The 14,508-nt window shown below is 61.2% G+C and carries 15 protein-coding genes and 1 pseudogene; 5 read left to right on the top strand and 11 right to left on the bottom strand.

The window, feature by feature from the left end; genetic code table 11:
• The first annotated feature begins 157 nt into the window (after nucleotides 1-157).
• Nucleotides 158-634 (top strand): plastocyanin/azurin family copper-binding protein, encoded by a 477-nt coding sequence (locus tag EB233_RS27985; protein WP_064991368.1) that lies wholly within the window; start codon nucleotides 158-160, stop codon nucleotides 632-634.
• A gap of 102 nt (nucleotides 635-736) precedes the next feature.
• Here EB233_RS27985 and EB233_RS27980 read toward each other — a convergent pair whose 3' ends face one another.
• The 9 genes from EB233_RS27980 to hemA all read right to left on the bottom strand — a co-directional run bounded on the left by EB233_RS27980 (nucleotide 737) and on the right by hemA (nucleotide 9,003).
• Nucleotides 737-1,123: a hypothetical protein gene (locus tag EB233_RS27980; protein ID WP_081294263.1), complete on the bottom strand. Its 387-nt coding sequence runs from the start codon at nucleotides 1,121-1,123 to the stop codon at nucleotides 737-739.
• A 123-nt stretch (nucleotides 1,124-1,246) separates the two neighbouring features.
• On the bottom strand, nucleotides 1,247-1,693 hold the full coding sequence (trxC, locus tag EB233_RS27975) for a thioredoxin TrxC (RefSeq protein WP_064991392.1): 447 nt from the start codon (nucleotides 1,691-1,693) through the stop codon (nucleotides 1,247-1,249).
• A gap of 31 nt (nucleotides 1,694-1,724) precedes the next feature.
• The gene (locus EB233_RS27970) at nucleotides 1,725-3,578 is read right to left on the bottom strand and encodes a heavy metal translocating P-type ATPase (protein ID WP_064991393.1); all 1,854 of its coding nucleotides are present in this window, start codon (nucleotides 3,576-3,578) and stop codon (nucleotides 1,725-1,727) included.
• Nucleotides 3,579-3,637: 59 nt separating this feature from the next.
• Nucleotides 3,638-5,212 carry a bifunctional aminoglycoside phosphotransferase/ATP-binding protein gene (locus EB233_RS27965; RefSeq protein WP_064991370.1) on the bottom strand — a complete coding sequence of 525 codons (1,575 nt, stop codon included), beginning with the start codon at nucleotides 5,210-5,212 and terminating at the stop codon, nucleotides 3,638-3,640.
• A 53-nt stretch (nucleotides 5,213-5,265) separates the two neighbouring features.
• Complete coding sequence (locus EB233_RS27960) at nucleotides 5,266-5,664, bottom strand: c-type cytochrome (protein WP_064991371.1); 399 nt, start codon at nucleotides 5,662-5,664, stop codon at nucleotides 5,266-5,268.
• Nucleotides 5,665-5,976: 312 nt separating this feature from the next.
• Entirely contained in the window at nucleotides 5,977-6,423 is a 447-nt protein-coding gene (locus EB233_RS27955; protein WP_064991372.1) for a pyridoxamine 5'-phosphate oxidase family protein, read from the bottom strand.
• The gene (locus EB233_RS27950; protein WP_064991373.1) at nucleotides 6,423-7,106 is read right to left on the bottom strand and encodes a phosphoribosyltransferase; all 684 of its coding nucleotides are present in this window, start codon (nucleotides 7,104-7,106) and stop codon (nucleotides 6,423-6,425) included. Before EB233_RS27950 ends, EB233_RS27955 begins: the two co-directional genes overlap by 1 nt.
• A 3-nt stretch (nucleotides 7,107-7,109) precedes the next feature.
• Complete coding sequence (locus EB233_RS27945) at nucleotides 7,110-7,733, bottom strand: DUF2267 domain-containing protein (protein ID WP_244277784.1); 624 nt, start codon at nucleotides 7,731-7,733, stop codon at nucleotides 7,110-7,112.
• The gene (gene hemA / locus EB233_RS27940; protein WP_171892269.1) at nucleotides 7,726-9,003 is read right to left on the bottom strand and encodes a 5-aminolevulinate synthase; all 1,278 of its coding nucleotides are present in this window, start codon (nucleotides 9,001-9,003) and stop codon (nucleotides 7,726-7,728) included. Before hemA ends, EB233_RS27945 begins: the two co-directional genes overlap by 8 nt.
• Before the next feature lie 385 nt (nucleotides 9,004-9,388).
• Here hemA and EB233_RS27935 point away from each other — a divergent pair, with 385 nt between their 5' ends.
• Nucleotides 9,389-9,634, top strand: a complete 246-nt coding sequence (locus EB233_RS27935; RefSeq protein WP_343064834.1) for a hypothetical protein — start codon at nucleotides 9,389-9,391, stop codon at nucleotides 9,632-9,634.
• A gap of 5 nt (nucleotides 9,635-9,639) precedes the next feature.
• Here EB233_RS27935 and fixJ read toward each other — a convergent pair whose 3' ends face one another.
• Together fixJ and EB233_RS27925 are read right to left on the bottom strand one after the other, a co-directional pair.
• Complete coding sequence (fixJ, locus tag EB233_RS27930; RefSeq protein ID WP_064989160.1) at nucleotides 9,640-10,254, bottom strand: response regulator FixJ; 615 nt, start codon at nucleotides 10,252-10,254, stop codon at nucleotides 9,640-9,642.
• Nucleotides 10,241-11,833 (bottom strand): PAS domain S-box protein, encoded by a 1,593-nt coding sequence (locus tag EB233_RS27925; RefSeq protein ID WP_081294039.1) that lies wholly within the window; start codon nucleotides 11,831-11,833, stop codon nucleotides 10,241-10,243. Before EB233_RS27925 ends, fixJ begins: the two co-directional genes overlap by 14 nt.
• Nucleotides 11,834-12,036: 203 nt before the next feature.
• Between EB233_RS27925 and EB233_RS27920 the strand changes: the two genes are divergently transcribed.
• From EB233_RS27920 to ccmI, 3 genes and pseudogenes are all read left to right on the top strand, one after another.
• The gene (locus EB233_RS27920; protein WP_027056250.1) at nucleotides 12,037-12,846 is read left to right on the top strand and encodes a universal stress protein; all 810 of its coding nucleotides are present in this window, start codon (nucleotides 12,037-12,039) and stop codon (nucleotides 12,844-12,846) included.
• Nucleotides 12,847-12,957: 111 nt separating this feature from the next.
• Complete coding sequence (locus EB233_RS27915) at nucleotides 12,958-13,227, top strand: DUF6455 family protein (protein ID WP_064989269.1); 270 nt, start codon at nucleotides 12,958-12,960, stop codon at nucleotides 13,225-13,227.
• 147 nt (nucleotides 13,228-13,374) lie between these two features.
• A pseudogene (gene ccmI, locus EB233_RS27910) lies at nucleotides 13,375-14,507 on the top strand (c-type cytochrome biogenesis protein CcmI).
• Nucleotide 14,508 lies beyond the last annotated feature (1 nt).

Here is a 14,508-nt window from a genome sequence, read left to right as displayed (position 1 = left end):
TAGGGGGGGCGACTGTTCCCCGCCTCATCCTTGGTCGCCTGTTTTCGGTGTCAGCGTGTTGTCAGCCTGGCTGTCCTAGCCGGAGTACCGCGACCAGAATGATTCTCCAAAACCACCGTTTGCGGGGTCGCCGCATGCGATCAGGAGCTTTTTAAACATGCAGCTTTTCAAGTCCGGACTGGTCTTGGTCCTCTTAACCGCGTCGGCGCCCGCCTTCGCCAACACGACCGTGAATGTCAAACTATGGGACAAGGACGGAACCGTGAACACCGACGCCAAAATGGGAATGGGCATGCCTGCAAACATGAGCATGGCAAGCATGAGGATTAAGCTGGACCAGACCGTTGTACCGGCAGGTGAGGTCACCTTCCAAGTTTTCAATACCTCCAAGGACACGGTCCATGAGATGATCGTTGTGCCGGTCGCGGATGCCAAGAAAACGGCGTTGCCATACGTGCCAAATGAAAATCGTGTCAACGAGGATGCCGCGGGCCATCTCGGCGAGGTGTCCGAACTTGATCCTGGCAAGATTGGATCGCTGACACTAGACCTCAAGCCGGGCAGCTATGCCGTCTTCTGCAATATCCCCGGTCATTTCATGAACGGAATGTGGGCGACAATCCTGGTCAAGTAGTATCTGGGCTGACAACGGAGCCCGCCACGCCAATAGGCGCGGCGGGCTCTGTTTCTTGGTCCGCCCTCTGTCGGCGCTGCCTGATCGCTTGTAGCGTTGGCGTCACGGCCTCTCGACGCGTGCAACCTGATATGTATGCATCGTGCCATTGCGCTCGATCGACACATACTCGCCGGTCACAAATCGTTCGTCGCCCAGATGAAAGCCGATCTCGTCATCCCGATCTCCTTCGGCGTAGTCGAAGAACCACTGTCCGCCAGGCTTGCGGCGGAGCCGGCCGATCAGGTCGGCCTCCCCGGTGCGAAACCGGCGAACACGGCAAGCCGCCTTGTGCGTTTTCCACTCTTCCGCATCAAGCCGGCCTTCGCCGGTCAACGGCGCAAGCACGTCGTAACCTTCCTCGCGCTCGCCGTTGGGATGCCCTTTCTCTCGGGCAAGTAGCAGCCGGACGTGATGGAATTTCGGGGTAAGATCCTTCAAACTGGTCATCGCGCACTCCTTTCAGGGAGTTTCATAGACCACCGGCGGGACCTGGCCTTGATCCGTATCAAAGGATGCGTGGCTCGATGACATCTGGCCACCCTGACGGGGCCTGAGATGATGGTTTCACTTTCAGGCGGCGACCGTCGGCAGGCGGTCGCGAACCCACCTGACGATCTGGGCTGTCGACAGTGCGCCGGATGTGCGCGCGATCTCGCGCCCGCCATGAAAGAGGATCATGGTCGGGATGCCGCGAATGCCGAGCCTGGCCGCAACAGCCTGCTCCTTGTCGGAATTGAGTTTGATCAGGCGGACATGCGGCTCCAGCTCGTTGGCAGCCGCTTCATATGCCGGAGCCATCATCTTGCAGGGGCCGCACCAGGGCGCCCAGATATCGACAACAATCGGCAGGCTGCTACGCGCGATCTGATGATCGAAACCAGCGGCGTCGACATCTTCGGGATGCCCCGAAAATAGCGTGGTCCCGCACTTTCCGCATTTTGCCTCCATGGCGTTGCGAGCCGGCGGCAGGCGGTTGACTCCGCCGCATTTGCTGCAAACCACCAGATTTTGCTGCATCATAGCCATTCACCGAACTCGTTCTCGACCACTATGCGCGCAACAGGTGCCCATCGCCAAGGGTGCGCAACGCGTTCAGGATAACCGCCACGTCGATCCCTTCCTGAAGCAGCGCTCCGGCAACAGGCGTGATCTGACCCATGGCCGCCGCGATCATTGCCAGCCCCGACAGCGCCAGCCCGGCGATGATGCTTTGCAAGGCGATCGTTCGCGTTCGCCGTGCAATCCTGACTGCATCGGCCACGGGCTGCAGCCTGTCGGTCAGTACGATGACGTCCGCCGCTTCGGAGGAGGCGGTCGCACCACGGGCGCCCATGGCGACACCGACCGTTGCAGCAGCAAGTGCTGGGGCATCGTTGATGCCGTCGCCGACCATCATAGTCGGTGCCAAGGCTTTCTCGGCTTCGACGGTCGCGACTTTGTCGGCAGGGGTCGCATCGGCGACTAGGGCGTCGAGGTCGAGCAAGGCGGAGATGCGCTTGGCCGCGATACGGTCATCGCCTGTGAGCATGATCATGCGCGCAATGCCGGCGGAGCGCAGCTTGCCGAGTGCATCATGAGCATCCACACGCAGGGCGTCCCCGAAGGTGAAAACACCGGCCAGCCGTCCGTCGAGTGCTGCAAAAACCCTGAGTACGGGCTCGTCCCGGTATCTTTCTTCGCCGTTTTTCGCCCAAATGGGCAGCGGCTTGGCCGCGAGCACGAGAGCCTGCGATCCTGCCGTGATGGCCATGTTCTCGACCCGGCCCTTCAGGCCCGAGCCGCGATGCTCGCGGACGTCACGCGGGCGCGAAAGCATCAGCTGTCTACCGCGCGCCGCTCGAATGATCGAGTCGGCGAGCACGTGGTGCGAGGCCTGTTCCAAGGATGCCAACAGCTGCAGCAAATGGTTCGCGTCACCGCCGGGCGCGACTTCGATCTCGATGAGCTCGGCGCCGCCGATGGTCAAGGTCCCTGTCTTGTCGAAGATGGCGGTTCGGACTTGCGCAAGCGCCTCGAGAGCCGCGCTGCCCTTCATCAAGATGCCGGCACGCGCGGCGCGCGATACGCCGCCGATGAAGGCAACCGGTGCTGCAAGGATAAGCGGGCAAGGTGTCGCGACCACCAGCACGGCCAGCGCGCGGATTGGATCGCCGGAGATGTACCAGGCGACGCCGGAAACCAGCAAGGTGGCTGGAAGCAGGAACAGGGCAAAGCGGTCGGCCATGCGGATGAACGGGGATTTCGCGGTCTGCGCCGCAGCGACCATGCGAACGATCGCCGCATAAGTGCTCTGCTCCGCCAAGGCAGAAGCCCGCATGCTGAACGGCTCGCCGGCATTGACGGTGCCGCTGCGCAGCACATCTCCAGCGCACCGGCGTTCCGGCAGGGGTTCTCCGCTCACGGCGGACTCGTCCAGGGTGGCCGAAGCATCAATCAGGATGCCGTCGACCGGGAGCAGTTCGCCGGCCCGGACCAGTAGCTCGTCACCGACAGCCACGTCTTCGACGGGGATTGTCTGTGTCCCGAGCGTTGATGTTCGGTGGGCGACACGCGGTGACCGATCGGTCAATGCCTTTAGGTTCCGTTCCGCGCGGCCGCGGGCGAAGTCCTCAAGCACGGTGCCGCCTGCATACATGATCGCGACCACCACCGCCGCCAGGGGTTGCCCGAGAAGCAGCGCGGCGGACATCGACACCAGCGCAATCGCATCGACACCGAAGCGGCCGATCCAGAAATCGCGCAGGATGGAGATGGCGAGAGCCGCGACCACGGGCAAGGTCGCCACCGTCCAGATCGTGCTGGCTTCAAGCGGGCCGAGCCCGGTCCGCCACGCTCCGATCCCAATGGCGAGACCCAGGATGGCAATGACCAGCAATGCGCGACGCAGGGCGGACTCGTTCATGCGATGGCTTCCGATTTGATCGATGCTCGCCAACTGTCGCCAGCGATTCTTAACGCCAATCAGGAGGCTGTGCGAAGGACTTCGGAGGCATTGCTGTCGCAAAATCTCTTCAATTCGGCGACGATGTCGACAAGCGTTCGATCGGAGTCAGTCTTGCGCCAGCTGGCGTGGCTGGGATTGCGCTCCACGTGGGCGGGATTGCGCTCCAATTGACGTGACAGGATATCGACCGTGGCGTCCGATGGACCGCCTCTGCGTTGACTGATCCGCCGCCAAAGGACCAGTGAATCCGCCTCCAGCCAGAAACCGAAGAATGCGATAGCTCGATCTCGCGCTGCCTTTTCAATCCGCTCACGATCGGCCGGTCTGTCGAAAACCGCATCAGCTACAACCGAGCCGCCCTCGGAGAGGATTAGGCCCGCGCGCCATGCCATTTCGTTGTAGACCCGTTCGGACACTTCGGGTCGATAGGCCTTGTCCGGCAGCCTGGTCTCGGCCGCCACGCCATGCATTGCCTTGCGGATGCGGTCGCTTTCGATAATGCGTGCGCCGGGCGGCGCTCCGACATAGGCAGCGAGCGCCTCGGCAATCGTCGTCTTGCCGGAACCACTGAGGCCGCCGATGGCAACGAGCCGCGGTTCGGCCTCCTGGAGAAATGTCAGGGCCAGTTCGAAATAGGATCTCGCCTCGGCGATCAGCTTATCGCTGTCGGCGCTGCCTTGCTCAACCTGCGTTGCGGTGACATGGGCGCGCACGGCAGCCCGCACGGCCATGAAGAAGGGCAGCAGGATGAAACCGTCCTCATCGTCGGCTTCGTCGAGGTAACGGTTCATCACGAGATTGGCGAGCTCTGGGAACCCGCGATGCCAAAGGTCCATCAACAAGAAGGCGAGGTCGTACAGAACATCGATGCTGGCGATCTGGTCATTGAATTCGATGCAATCGAAGAGGCGAGGCTCGCCATCGAAAAGGCAGATGTTGCGCAGGTGCAGATCGCCATGGCACCGGCGGATCTTGCCCGCGGCCTCCCGGCTATCCAGCAATCCGGCATGCCGAGCAAGCGCGGTGCGGAAGGCTCCGGCAAACGTCTCAATCTCCCGTTTCGTAAAGACATGACTGGTGCCAAAGCCGGCTTCGTTGATGTCGAGCACGCCCATCAAGTTGAACGAGCCGGTGCCATTGTGGACCTCCGGCGCCGAGCGGTGATATCCAACGATCATCCGCGCGACGGCGGTCATCAGCGCCGGCGTCAACTCTCCTGCGGTTGCCATATGGTCGAGAAGTTTCGACTGGTCGAAGCGGACCATCTCGATCGCCGCGTCGAGCATTTGGCCGGTACCGTCAAAAGTCAGTTTGTCGTCGGCATCCCGCGTGATGCGGCGCACCCTCAGATAAAGGCCGGGAGCGGTTTTCGAGTTGAGTTCCACCTCTTTCTCGCAAGCGGCCAGCCTCAGTGCCGGCGTCGAGAAATCGACATAGGGCAGCTTGACCGCCCGCTTCATTTTGTAGGCGCGTTCGCCAGTCAGAAAAATGCGCGAGATATGGGTTTCGATCGCTTCTACCGGTCCGGTCGTGCCATGTGAGGCAGGATCAAGCAGGAATGCGGTAACGCATTGTTGGTCGTCAACAACCATGGCCGGCCTCCTCAATGCCTGGGTCTTGCGGAGACTGTTTGCACCATTCGCTGTCATTGCTGGAGCGTCTCGACATATCCGGCAAGATCATGGATCCGTTCCCTTGTGACGATTTCGCCTGCGCTTGGGCCGTATTTCTTCACGTCGCCAGGCAGGAACTGGCTGCCCCACACCGGCATGTCGCGCTCGCCATGCGCCGGCACCATGGCGCGGCCGTCGATCAGGGCATAAACGCGCCAGTAAGGAAATTCGCCGCCATTGCGCCTTGAAAGGCGCGTCAGGTCGCTCGGCCGCTTCAACAACTCGTCCCCCAACGGACCATCGCCCTTGCCTTCGGGGCCGTGGCAGACGGCGCAGGAGTTCATGTATTCGGCCTTGCCGTCGCCGAGTTCCTGGGCGCTGGCCGCGTTGCAGGCCAATCCTGCCAGAGCCAATGTGATCAGGAATCTCATATGTATTTCCCCGATTGTTCGGCTGAAATCTAAAGCCCTGGTTCGGCGGTGCGTTGATGCGGATCAAATGCCCTGGCGGTAACGATGTTTGATTCAGCGTAATGAACGCATCGGGCGCCCCCGCTAGTGGCTGGAACCACGACGGGCCTTCATCGAAATCCAGGAGTTGCTGCCGGCCGGGTCACCAAGTCGATGCGTGCGGGCCAATCGCTGCCGGTCTTGATGGCGCGATAGCAATTCAACGTCAAAGAGGACAGGGCCGGTGCAGATTGCGCCGGCCCTTTCCGTTTCTCGCAAGACTTGACGGGGCGACTACTCGCTTGCTTCTCGTCCGGACACCTGCTCGATCAGTATCCGAAAGAAGACGTGCGGCGCACTATCGGCTGTGGGAGGAAGAACCGGCTTGAGTGCACCGGGTTCCCACCAGTCGGTGTGCTTGCTCAAGACCGACCAGGCATGATCCCGCTCAAGCTTGTGGCCGATCCTGTCAGGCAGTTCCTCGTATCGGCCGTCGGCAATGACGCTCTTCCATCCTCGCCCCTGGCCATGTTCATCGACCTGGACGGACACCAGCGGATTGGCCCGCATCCATTCGATCTTCTTGCCCGGCATTGAAAACGCGTAAAGATGAGCATCCGAATGGGCGAAGTAGAAGGGCACGACGTAGGGCTGCCCATCCTTTGCACATGCCAGGCGGCCCACGCGAGTGGCCGTGAGCAATTTGGTACATTCCAAAGCAGAAAGGGTGCGGATCTGCATCAGAGCGATCTCCTGTTTTTCAAGGCTTTTGAACTACGCTTGTACAGCTGGGCAGCCTCGTCCATAGCGCAGAGAACGTCGTTGTCAGAGAGCTGCGGGAATCGCAGATAGTGATGGCCCAAGGCACGGAACTGTCCTGGCTGACTAAGGCAGACCACACGGTCCGCTTCCTGCTCCAGCGCGGCGACCGTCTCTTGCGGTGAAACGGGAACTGCCACGACGATCTCCCGCGGCGACCGGCGCTTGACGGCGCGGATCGCGATTTTCATTGTCGTACCGGTCGCAGCGCCGTCATCGACGATTATCGCGGTCTTTCCAGCAATCGACATCGGTTTGGTCTTCCCTCGATAGACAGCGCGCCGGCGTTCAAGTTCTGGACGCTCGTTTGCGATCAAGACGCGTAGCTCGCCTTCGCCGAGTGCGTAGGTCTCGACGATCTCTCGGTTTAAGACGACTTCGCCAGGGTCGCCATCGACGATTGCAGCAACAGCCAGTTCGGGATTACCCGGGGCGCCGACCTTGCGAACGATAAGCAGATCAAGAGGGGCGTGGAGGGCTTTGGCCACTTCCACTGCGACTGGCACGCCGCCACGCGGCAATGCCAGCACGATGGGTTGATGCAGTTGAAGCCTGCTCAGTTCCAGCCCAAGCTTCACTCCAGCGTCATCGCGGTCGCGGAACATCGGTCAATCCACCGGCCACAGTTTTCGAAGCGACTTCTTCATCGAGTTACTAACCTGCACGATCTCACCACGCGAAATGTGATGGTCGAGAAGCTTGAACACGGCACTGATCGCGACATCGAAATCGATATCGTCATCATAGCCGAAACTGTTTCTGACGCTGATGATGAAATCGCGCTTCGTGCGCTCATGCACAGGCATCGATGGGTTCCAGCCTTCGAAATAGATGCCGCGAACCAAAACGGGCAGTTGCGCCGCAAGATCGGCCATTTCCGCTGGCGAAAGCCAATCGCGCACCGTGTGCAGGACTGACCTCAAGAGACGACAGGCACTCGGCTCGCTCCAGTAGAGTTCCTTGGCGAGCTCCTTGACCCATTGTTGCGCCTGCTGGCCAGCGTGTGTGAAGTTACCAAAGGACGTGTGGGACATGTGGCCCATGGCGATGCTCCTCGAAGATTTGACTCCATCCTCGGGCATCGGGAAGCTTTGAGCATTGAGCAGGATCAAATCGTCCAAAAGTGCCCCTCCCGATTGGTTTTCCACCGCCGCCTCGATCAACTCGAGGAACCGACCACCGGCTGGCCAAGGGGACGACGACCGCTTGAGCGGGTGGCGGGTTTCAGCCACCGGATTTCTGCACCAGCAGCGGCACGATCCGGTCGCTCTTGGCCACGGGCGGACGGCCAGCGGAGCCGTAGGGGATGCCGAGCGCATCCCATGTCTCGACCAGCGCGTCCTGCAATCCCGCGATCAATGCGTCGGAATGAAACGGCGTCGGCGTGATGCGCAGCCGCTCGGTGCCGCGCGGCACGGTCGGATAGTTGATCGGCTGGATGTAGATGCCGTGCACGCCAAGCAGCCGGTCGCTCGCCATCTTGCAAAGCTCGGGGTCACCGACCAGCACCGGCACGATATGGGTTGGCGACTCCATCACCGGCAGGCCGGCGGCCGCCAGGATCTGCTTGGTCCGGCTCGCCTGCTGCTGCTGCGCGTCGCGTTCGGCCTGCGATTGCTTGAGATGACGGATCGAGGCGGTGGTGGCGGCGGCGATCGCCGGCGGCAACGCCGTGGTGAAGATGAAGCCCGGCGCATAGGAGCGAACCGCGTCGATCACCGCGCTGGTGCCGGTGATGTAGCCGCCCAGCGTGCCGAACGCCTTGGCCAGCGTACCCTGGATGATGTCGATGCGGTCGGCCAGGCCCTCGCGCTCGGTGATGCCGCCACCGCGTGGGCCGTACATGCCCACGGCATGGACCTCGTCGATATAGGTCATGGCGTTGTAGCGTTCGGCGAGCTCGACGATCTCTCTGATCGGCGCGATGTCGCCGTCCATCGAATAGACGCTTTCGAAGACGACCAGCTTGGCGCGTTCGCGTCCCGCCGCCTGCAACAGGCTTTCCAGATGCGCGATGTCATTGTGGCGGAAGATCTTCTTCTCGGCGCCCGAGCGCCGCACGCCTTCGATCATCGAGGCATGGTTCAACTCGTCCGAGATGATCAGGCAGTTGGGCAAAAGCCGCGCGATGGTCGAGATCGAGGCTTCGTTGGAGACGAAGCCGGAGGTGAAGACCAGTGCCGCTTCCTTGCCGTGCAGGTCGGCAAGCTCATGCTCGAGCTCGACCAGCGGGTTGGAAGTGCCCGAAATGTTGCGGGTGCCGCCGGCGCCCGAACCCATTTTGCCGGCCGCGTTCTGGAACGCGGCGATGACGTCGGGGTGCTGGCCCATGCCGAGATAATCGTTGGAGCACCAGACGGTGATTTCCTCGGCGCGGCCATTGGAACGCCATATGGCGCGCGGAAACTTGCCCGCGATGCGCTCAAGGTCGGCGAAGACACGATACCGACGCTCCGCATGGAGCTGGTCGATCGCTTCTTCGAAGAACCGCTGGTAGTTCATGTTAGTCTCCCGAACGAAAAACCGGACCGTTTGCGACACCAGGTCGAACGGCCTGGCATCAACTCTGCAATCGAGACGCCAGGCTCGCATTGAGCCAGGTCAAACTCCAGGCGATGTGCTCGTCATATCGGAGCAGCGACCGGATTCGAATCGCGCGGCGAACCGTTGCGATCGGGATCTTGAAACTAGGATCGAGTGCCGCGTCGAGCATCGGTGCCGCTATCGAAAGCGAACGCGCTTCGCGGCAACATGTCGTCGTCGCGGGTCTCGGCTTTTGGTCGGCCGAAGGCACAACGATGCTATCACCTGGTCAAAGGCGGCCACACGGCCAGGTTAGCCGGCTTCACTATCCGACCATCGCAAACCGGATCTGGCGGCCGCCAAAATGATTCAAATCAAAGCGCTGCAAGAGCCGATATTTCACAATGGCCTAATGTGGAATCCGATCGCAAGCGCGCCCTACGGCCGTAGCCTCGAAGTGGCAGTCATCGATGATGACGGCCTGCACACGCTCATATTTCCCTGTGAGAAAGGGCGCGAAGGCTGGAAGAACGCCACAAACGGCGCTCGCGTCGACATTCGTCCGACCCATTGGCGTGACTGGGAACCTAAAAACAAGCAGCCGGGCTAGCGTCTCTACTGCTTGGAGTTGGCGATCAACGCCATGCGCACGAGATGCGAGAGGCTGCCGGCGCCCATTTTGCTCATGACATTCGCGCGATGAATTTCGACCGTCCGCGGGCTGATGCCGAGATCATAGGCGATGGTCTTGTTCGGCAAACCCGAGACCAGACCATCCAGGACCTGACGCTCGCGCTCAGAAAGCGTGGCCAGATTTTTGTGGATATCAAGGGCCTGTGGATGCGCGACCGCCATCTGGCTGCGGTTGTCGAGAGCGAGGCGGATGGCGTCGATGAGTATCTGGTCGTCGAAAGGTTTCTCGATGAAATCGGCCGCTCCCTCCTTCATTGCCTGGACAGCCAGCGCCACATCGGCATGCCCCGTCATGACGATCACGGGGACAGTCTGTCCGCGAGCCCTGAGCTGCCGCAGAAACTCGATCCCATCGATGCCGGGCATGCGCACATCGGTCAGGATGCAGCCGTCGATCTCCCCTGTCGATGTCGCCAGAAAAGCCGTGGCCGACTCGTGGAGGCGGACGGCGAAGTCAGCCGTCGCCAGCAGAAAGCCCAGCGATTTGCGAACATCCACGTCGTCGTCGACGACATGCACGACTTCATTGCCTGCCATTAGCAACCTCGTCCTTCTCGACAATGCGCAGGGTGAATCGGAACGCCGTTCCTCCACCGGGCATAGGTTCGGTCCAGATATGACCGCCATGTGATTCGACGATAGTGCGGCAAATGGACAGGCCGACGCCCATACCTTGTTTCTTGGTGGTAACAAACGGTTGAAAGAGCTGCGCCGATATCTCTGGCGCCAAGCCTGGACCCGTGTCTTTCACACTGACTTCTGCCATTCCGTCGGTGCGTACTTTGGTAACGACCCGCAACTCGCGGCGTGCCGCTCCCTCCATGGCTTCAACAGCGTTGCGCATCAGGTTGAGCAACACCTGCTGGATCTGGATGCGATCGGTCAAGACGAGTTCGGCTGCCGGGTCAAGCTCATAGCTGACACGCACATCGGCCTCCCTCGCGCCCACCAGCGCCAGCGATGAGGCTTCCTCGATAATGGTCGTCAAACGCTCGACCTGGCGCTCGCTTTCGCCTCGCGCGACGAAATCGCGAAGGTGGCGGATGACGTCTCCAGCGCGCAAGGCCTGCTCGGCAGCTCTTTCCACGGCTTCGCGCAACAGGGCAGCGTTTTCATCCTGGCTCCTTTCGAGAAGCCGGCGGCTGCCTTTGAGATAGTTGGTAATGGCTGTCAGCGGCTGGTTGATTTCGTGCGCCAATGTCGAAGCCATCTCGCCCAGTGCTGTAAAGCGAGCCATATGCAGCAATTCCTGCTGCTGCTCCTGTATCCGGGCCTCAGCCTTGTGGCGTTCGGTGAGATCGCGACAAAAGCCGGTAAAGAAGCGGCCTGTGCCCGGATGCATCTCGCCGACAGCGAGTTCCATCGGAAATGTCGATCCGTCCTTGCGCATGCCAGTCACGGTTCGGCCAAGACCAATGATCCGGCGCTCTCCGGTGCTGAGATACCGGTGCAGGTATCCGTCGTGCTCCTCCTGGTACGGCGACGGCATGAGAATACGGACATTCACGCCAATGACTTCACTTGACTTATAGCCGAACAGCATCTCGGCAGCCGTGCTGAAAGATTGAATGCGGGCCTGCTCATCGATAACCACCATGGCATCGGGAACTGTGGCCAGAATTGAACGCAGATGGTCCTCCCGCAATTGCAGCGCGGCATTGGCAAAGGAAAGGTCACTGACGTCCGTGCCCTGGACGAAGATCGCCGTGATATGGCCATCGCCAGCCTTGATGGGCTGGTAGACGAAGTCGAGGATGCGTTGCTCGGTCGTTCCATCGTGCGCGTTGCGAAGCACGACTTTGACACCGCGCCCGACATAGGGCTCGCCAGTCTCGCTCACTTGGTCGAGCCGCTCAAAGAACCCCTGACCGTCTAGCTCGGGTAAAGCCTCCCGCACCGATTTTCCGATGACCTGCCGCTGACCGATCAAGCGTTGATAAGCGGCGTTGGTCAATTGGAAGACATGACCAGGTTCGCTGAGCAACGTCATGAAGCCCGGAGCCTGGTCGAACATCAGGGCGAGGAGCTCCTGTTCTGCCCCGACACCGCGCTTTTGCTCGCGCTGGTCAGCGGGAAGGTCCGCCGCTGCAACATCATCGTCGGATGAGACTGGCATCTTCCTGGTCACACGCAGCCCTTTGATCGAGAACCGGTAACACCGGTTGGTGTAGCACCCATCAATCCACACGCATACCAGCTCCGAGGTGAGCTGTAACGAGACGCCGACGTGGGTACCCCGCGCTCTTTGACCGGCATCAAGGCAGCACAGGTCACACACTGCAATTCATGATGCAAGCAATGTCTGCACCAGGAGTTCTCATGTCTTACAAGTCAATAATCGTCAATCTTGCCGTAGACGCAGATCCAGCCCCGATCGTGAAACTCGGGGCGACCCTTGCCGAGCGCTTTGGCGCTCATCTGATCGGGCTGGCAGCAGCGGATGTACCGCCCTTGGTCTCTACCGGTGAGGGACTGGTCTACGAAGGCGAGGTCATGCAGATCCAGCGGACCGAAATCGAAAAACGGCTCGCCGCACTGCACGGCGAATTCGAAAGACTCGTTCCGACCTCGCTCAGCAATGAATGGATGCAGCAGGTTTGCAGTCCCACCCGCCTGCTCGGAGCTGCTGCCCGACAGGCTGATTTGATCGTGACCGGCCCTGACGAAGGCGAAAATGTCTTCCGCGCCGTCGATATCGGAAGCTTGGTGCTCGGTATCGGCAGGCCGGTGTTGGTTGCAGCCAGCAATTGCGAGCTTATGCTGGCAAACACGGTCCTCGTTGCCTGGAAAGACACGCGAGAGGCGCGCAGGGCAATCGCCGATGCCTTGCCCTTTCTGTCCAAGGCCAAGGACGTCATCGTCGCCACGATAGACAGCGAACACGACGACGTGCGCAACAGCCTTGCGGATGTGGCGGTGTATCTTGAGCATCACGGCATCATGGCGAGAACCGAAATTCTCTCAGGCGAACCCGAAGGAGAACGGCTGACGGCGTTCGCCCGCTCGATCCACGCGGACCTGATCGTTTCCGGCGCCTATGGACACAGCCGATTGCGGGAGTGGGCGTTCGGCGGCATGACCCGGACGCTGGTACAGGAGAGCGGCATCAATCGTCTGATGTCGTACTGAGGTTGTCATGTCGATCGGCAAAATCGATCTGGCCGTCGTGGATCCCAATGATCCAGATCAATTATCGCGCCGCGCAAGACAGCTAAGATGGCGGTCCAAGGAGTGAGCGACATGCGTTTTCTCGACTACCTGATTGCAGTTGACGTGCGGACGGCTCTGATGGACCGCATGATGCGGAAGCTCGGCGTCGACAGGCAGCTGAAGGTCGTTGCGGATCAGATCCAAGTTACCAATCGTGCCGTCGACAGATGCCGGTCTTGCGGCCATCAAGAGGAATGCTCGACCTGGCTCGACAATGAGCAGAATGCCAATCATCCCCCTGCCTACTGCCGCAACAGCGACCTGATCGCGCGGTTGCGGCTCGCTGCGGGGCAGCGTTAGCGCCAACGTTGGATGGCAATCGACATCGCTGACGCAGATTCGGTCGAATCTGCGGAACGCCGCCAGCTCCGTGCACCGCAGAACTGCACCCGTGGAGACCGATCCACAAAGGCGCTTTACGGAAAGGCTGCCCCAAATGGAAAAACCATGCTGTTCTGGATCATAGCCGCAACTCTCACGCTTGGCGCCTGCCTGGCGGTGCTTTTGCCGCTGATTGGCGGTGTAAAGGGCGGTCCCGCCGCAGGCGACCACGATCTCGAAGTCTATCGCGACCAGCTTGCCGAACTCGACCTCGAGGTGGCGCGTGGCCTCATCCAGCCGGCAGAGGCCGTGGAGGCGCGCGCCGAAATCGGTCGCCGAATCCTGCGCCTCGCGGCCGGGGGGCCGGCATCGAGGCGAAACTGCCCGGCCACGCGGCCAAAATCGTGGCCACGGTCGCCGTCCTATCGGTGCCTCTGGTGAGCTGGGGACTCTACGGCAAGCTCGGTTCGCCGGATCTGCCGTCGCAGCCGCTGGCAGAGCGGCTTGCGAGCAACGGGACCGGTTCCTCTGTCGATGCGCTGATCGCCCGCGCCGAGGCCCACCTTGCCGCAAACCCTTCCGACGGCAAGGGTTGGGACGTGTTGGCCCCGGTCTATCTGCGCTTGCAGCGCTTCCCCGCGGCTGTGACCGCCTATCGCAATGCCATCCGCCTTAACGGCGACAGCGCCGCTCGCCAGACTGGTCTCGGCGAAGCAATCGCCAACGCCGCCGGCGGGATAGTCTCAGCTGACGCGCAAGCCGCGTTTCGGACAGCACTTAAACTCGATCCCGCAAACGCCAAGGCAGCTTTCTATCTCGGCATGGGGCTAGCCCAGGAAGGCAAGAGAGCGGATGCCAACGCCGCCTGGCAACGGATGCTCGAAACACTCCCGCCGGATTCTCCCTGGCTTGGCGCCGTCCAGCAGGCGCTGGGGAAGGGAGCCGAACCGGCGGTCGCCGCCGGAACCTCGGACGATGGCCCTGGTCCTGAGCAGATCGAGGCGGCGCAAACGATGCCGCCGCAAGACCGACGGGCAATGATTGGAACCATGGTCGCCGGTCTTGATGACCGGCTGAAGCAAAATCCGCACGACGCGGAGGGATGGATGCGGCTTATCCGTTCCTTTGCGGTGCTCGGCAAGCGAGATCAGGCGCGCGACGCGCTTCACCGCGCCGTCACCGCCTTTGGCACTGACAGCGAGGACGCCAAGAAATTCACCGGCTTTGCCGCCTCGCTCGGCGTAATGGCGAAGGAGTAAG

Source organism: Mesorhizobium erdmanii, from assembly GCF_013170725.1.
GTDB lineage: Bacteria > Pseudomonadota > Alphaproteobacteria > Rhizobiales > Rhizobiaceae > Mesorhizobium > Mesorhizobium erdmanii.
The sequence above is the reverse complement of the archived record's forward strand: the minus strand, read 5'-3'. Positions and strand labels throughout refer to the sequence as shown.

Coding starts and splice junctions, on each gene's coding strand:
- EB233_RS27965 (WP_064991370.1), bottom strand. CDS start 5,212: ATGGTTGTTGACGACCAACAATGCGTTACCGCATTCCTGCTTGATCCT.
- EB233_RS27925 (WP_081294039.1), bottom strand. CDS start 11,833: ATGCCAGTCTCATCCGACGATGATGTTGCAGCGGCGGACCTTCCCGCT.
- EB233_RS27915 (WP_064989269.1), top strand. CDS start 12,958: ATGCGTTTTCTCGACTACCTGATTGCAGTTGACGTGCGGACGGCTCTG.
- fixJ (WP_064989160.1), bottom strand. CDS start 10,254: ATGGCAGGCAATGAAGTCGTGCATGTCGTCGACGACGACGTGGATGTT.
- trxC (WP_064991392.1), bottom strand. CDS start 1,693: ATGCAGCAAAATCTGGTGGTTTGCAGCAAATGCGGCGGAGTCAACCGC.
- EB233_RS27960 (WP_064991371.1), bottom strand. CDS start 5,664: ATGAGATTCCTGATCACATTGGCTCTGGCAGGATTGGCCTGCAACGCG.
- EB233_RS27955 (WP_064991372.1), bottom strand. CDS start 6,423: ATGCAGATCCGCACCCTTTCTGCTTTGGAATGTACCAAATTGCTCACG.
- EB233_RS27980 (WP_081294263.1), bottom strand. CDS start 1,123: ATGACCAGTTTGAAGGATCTTACCCCGAAATTCCATCACGTCCGGCTG.
- EB233_RS27970 (WP_064991393.1), bottom strand. CDS start 3,578: ATGAACGAGTCCGCCCTGCGTCGCGCATTGCTGGTCATTGCCATCCTG.
- EB233_RS27920 (WP_027056250.1), top strand. CDS start 12,037: ATGTCTTACAAGTCAATAATCGTCAATCTTGCCGTAGACGCAGATCCA.
- hemA (WP_171892269.1), bottom strand. CDS start 9,003: ATGAACTACCAGCGGTTCTTCGAAGAAGCGATCGACCAGCTCCATGCG.
- EB233_RS27950 (WP_064991373.1), bottom strand. CDS start 7,106: ATGTTCCGCGACCGCGATGACGCTGGAGTGAAGCTTGGGCTGGAACTG.
- EB233_RS27985 (WP_064991368.1), top strand. CDS start 158: ATGCAGCTTTTCAAGTCCGGACTGGTCTTGGTCCTCTTAACCGCGTCG.
- EB233_RS27935 (WP_343064834.1), top strand. CDS start 9,389: ATGATTCAAATCAAAGCGCTGCAAGAGCCGATATTTCACAATGGCCTA.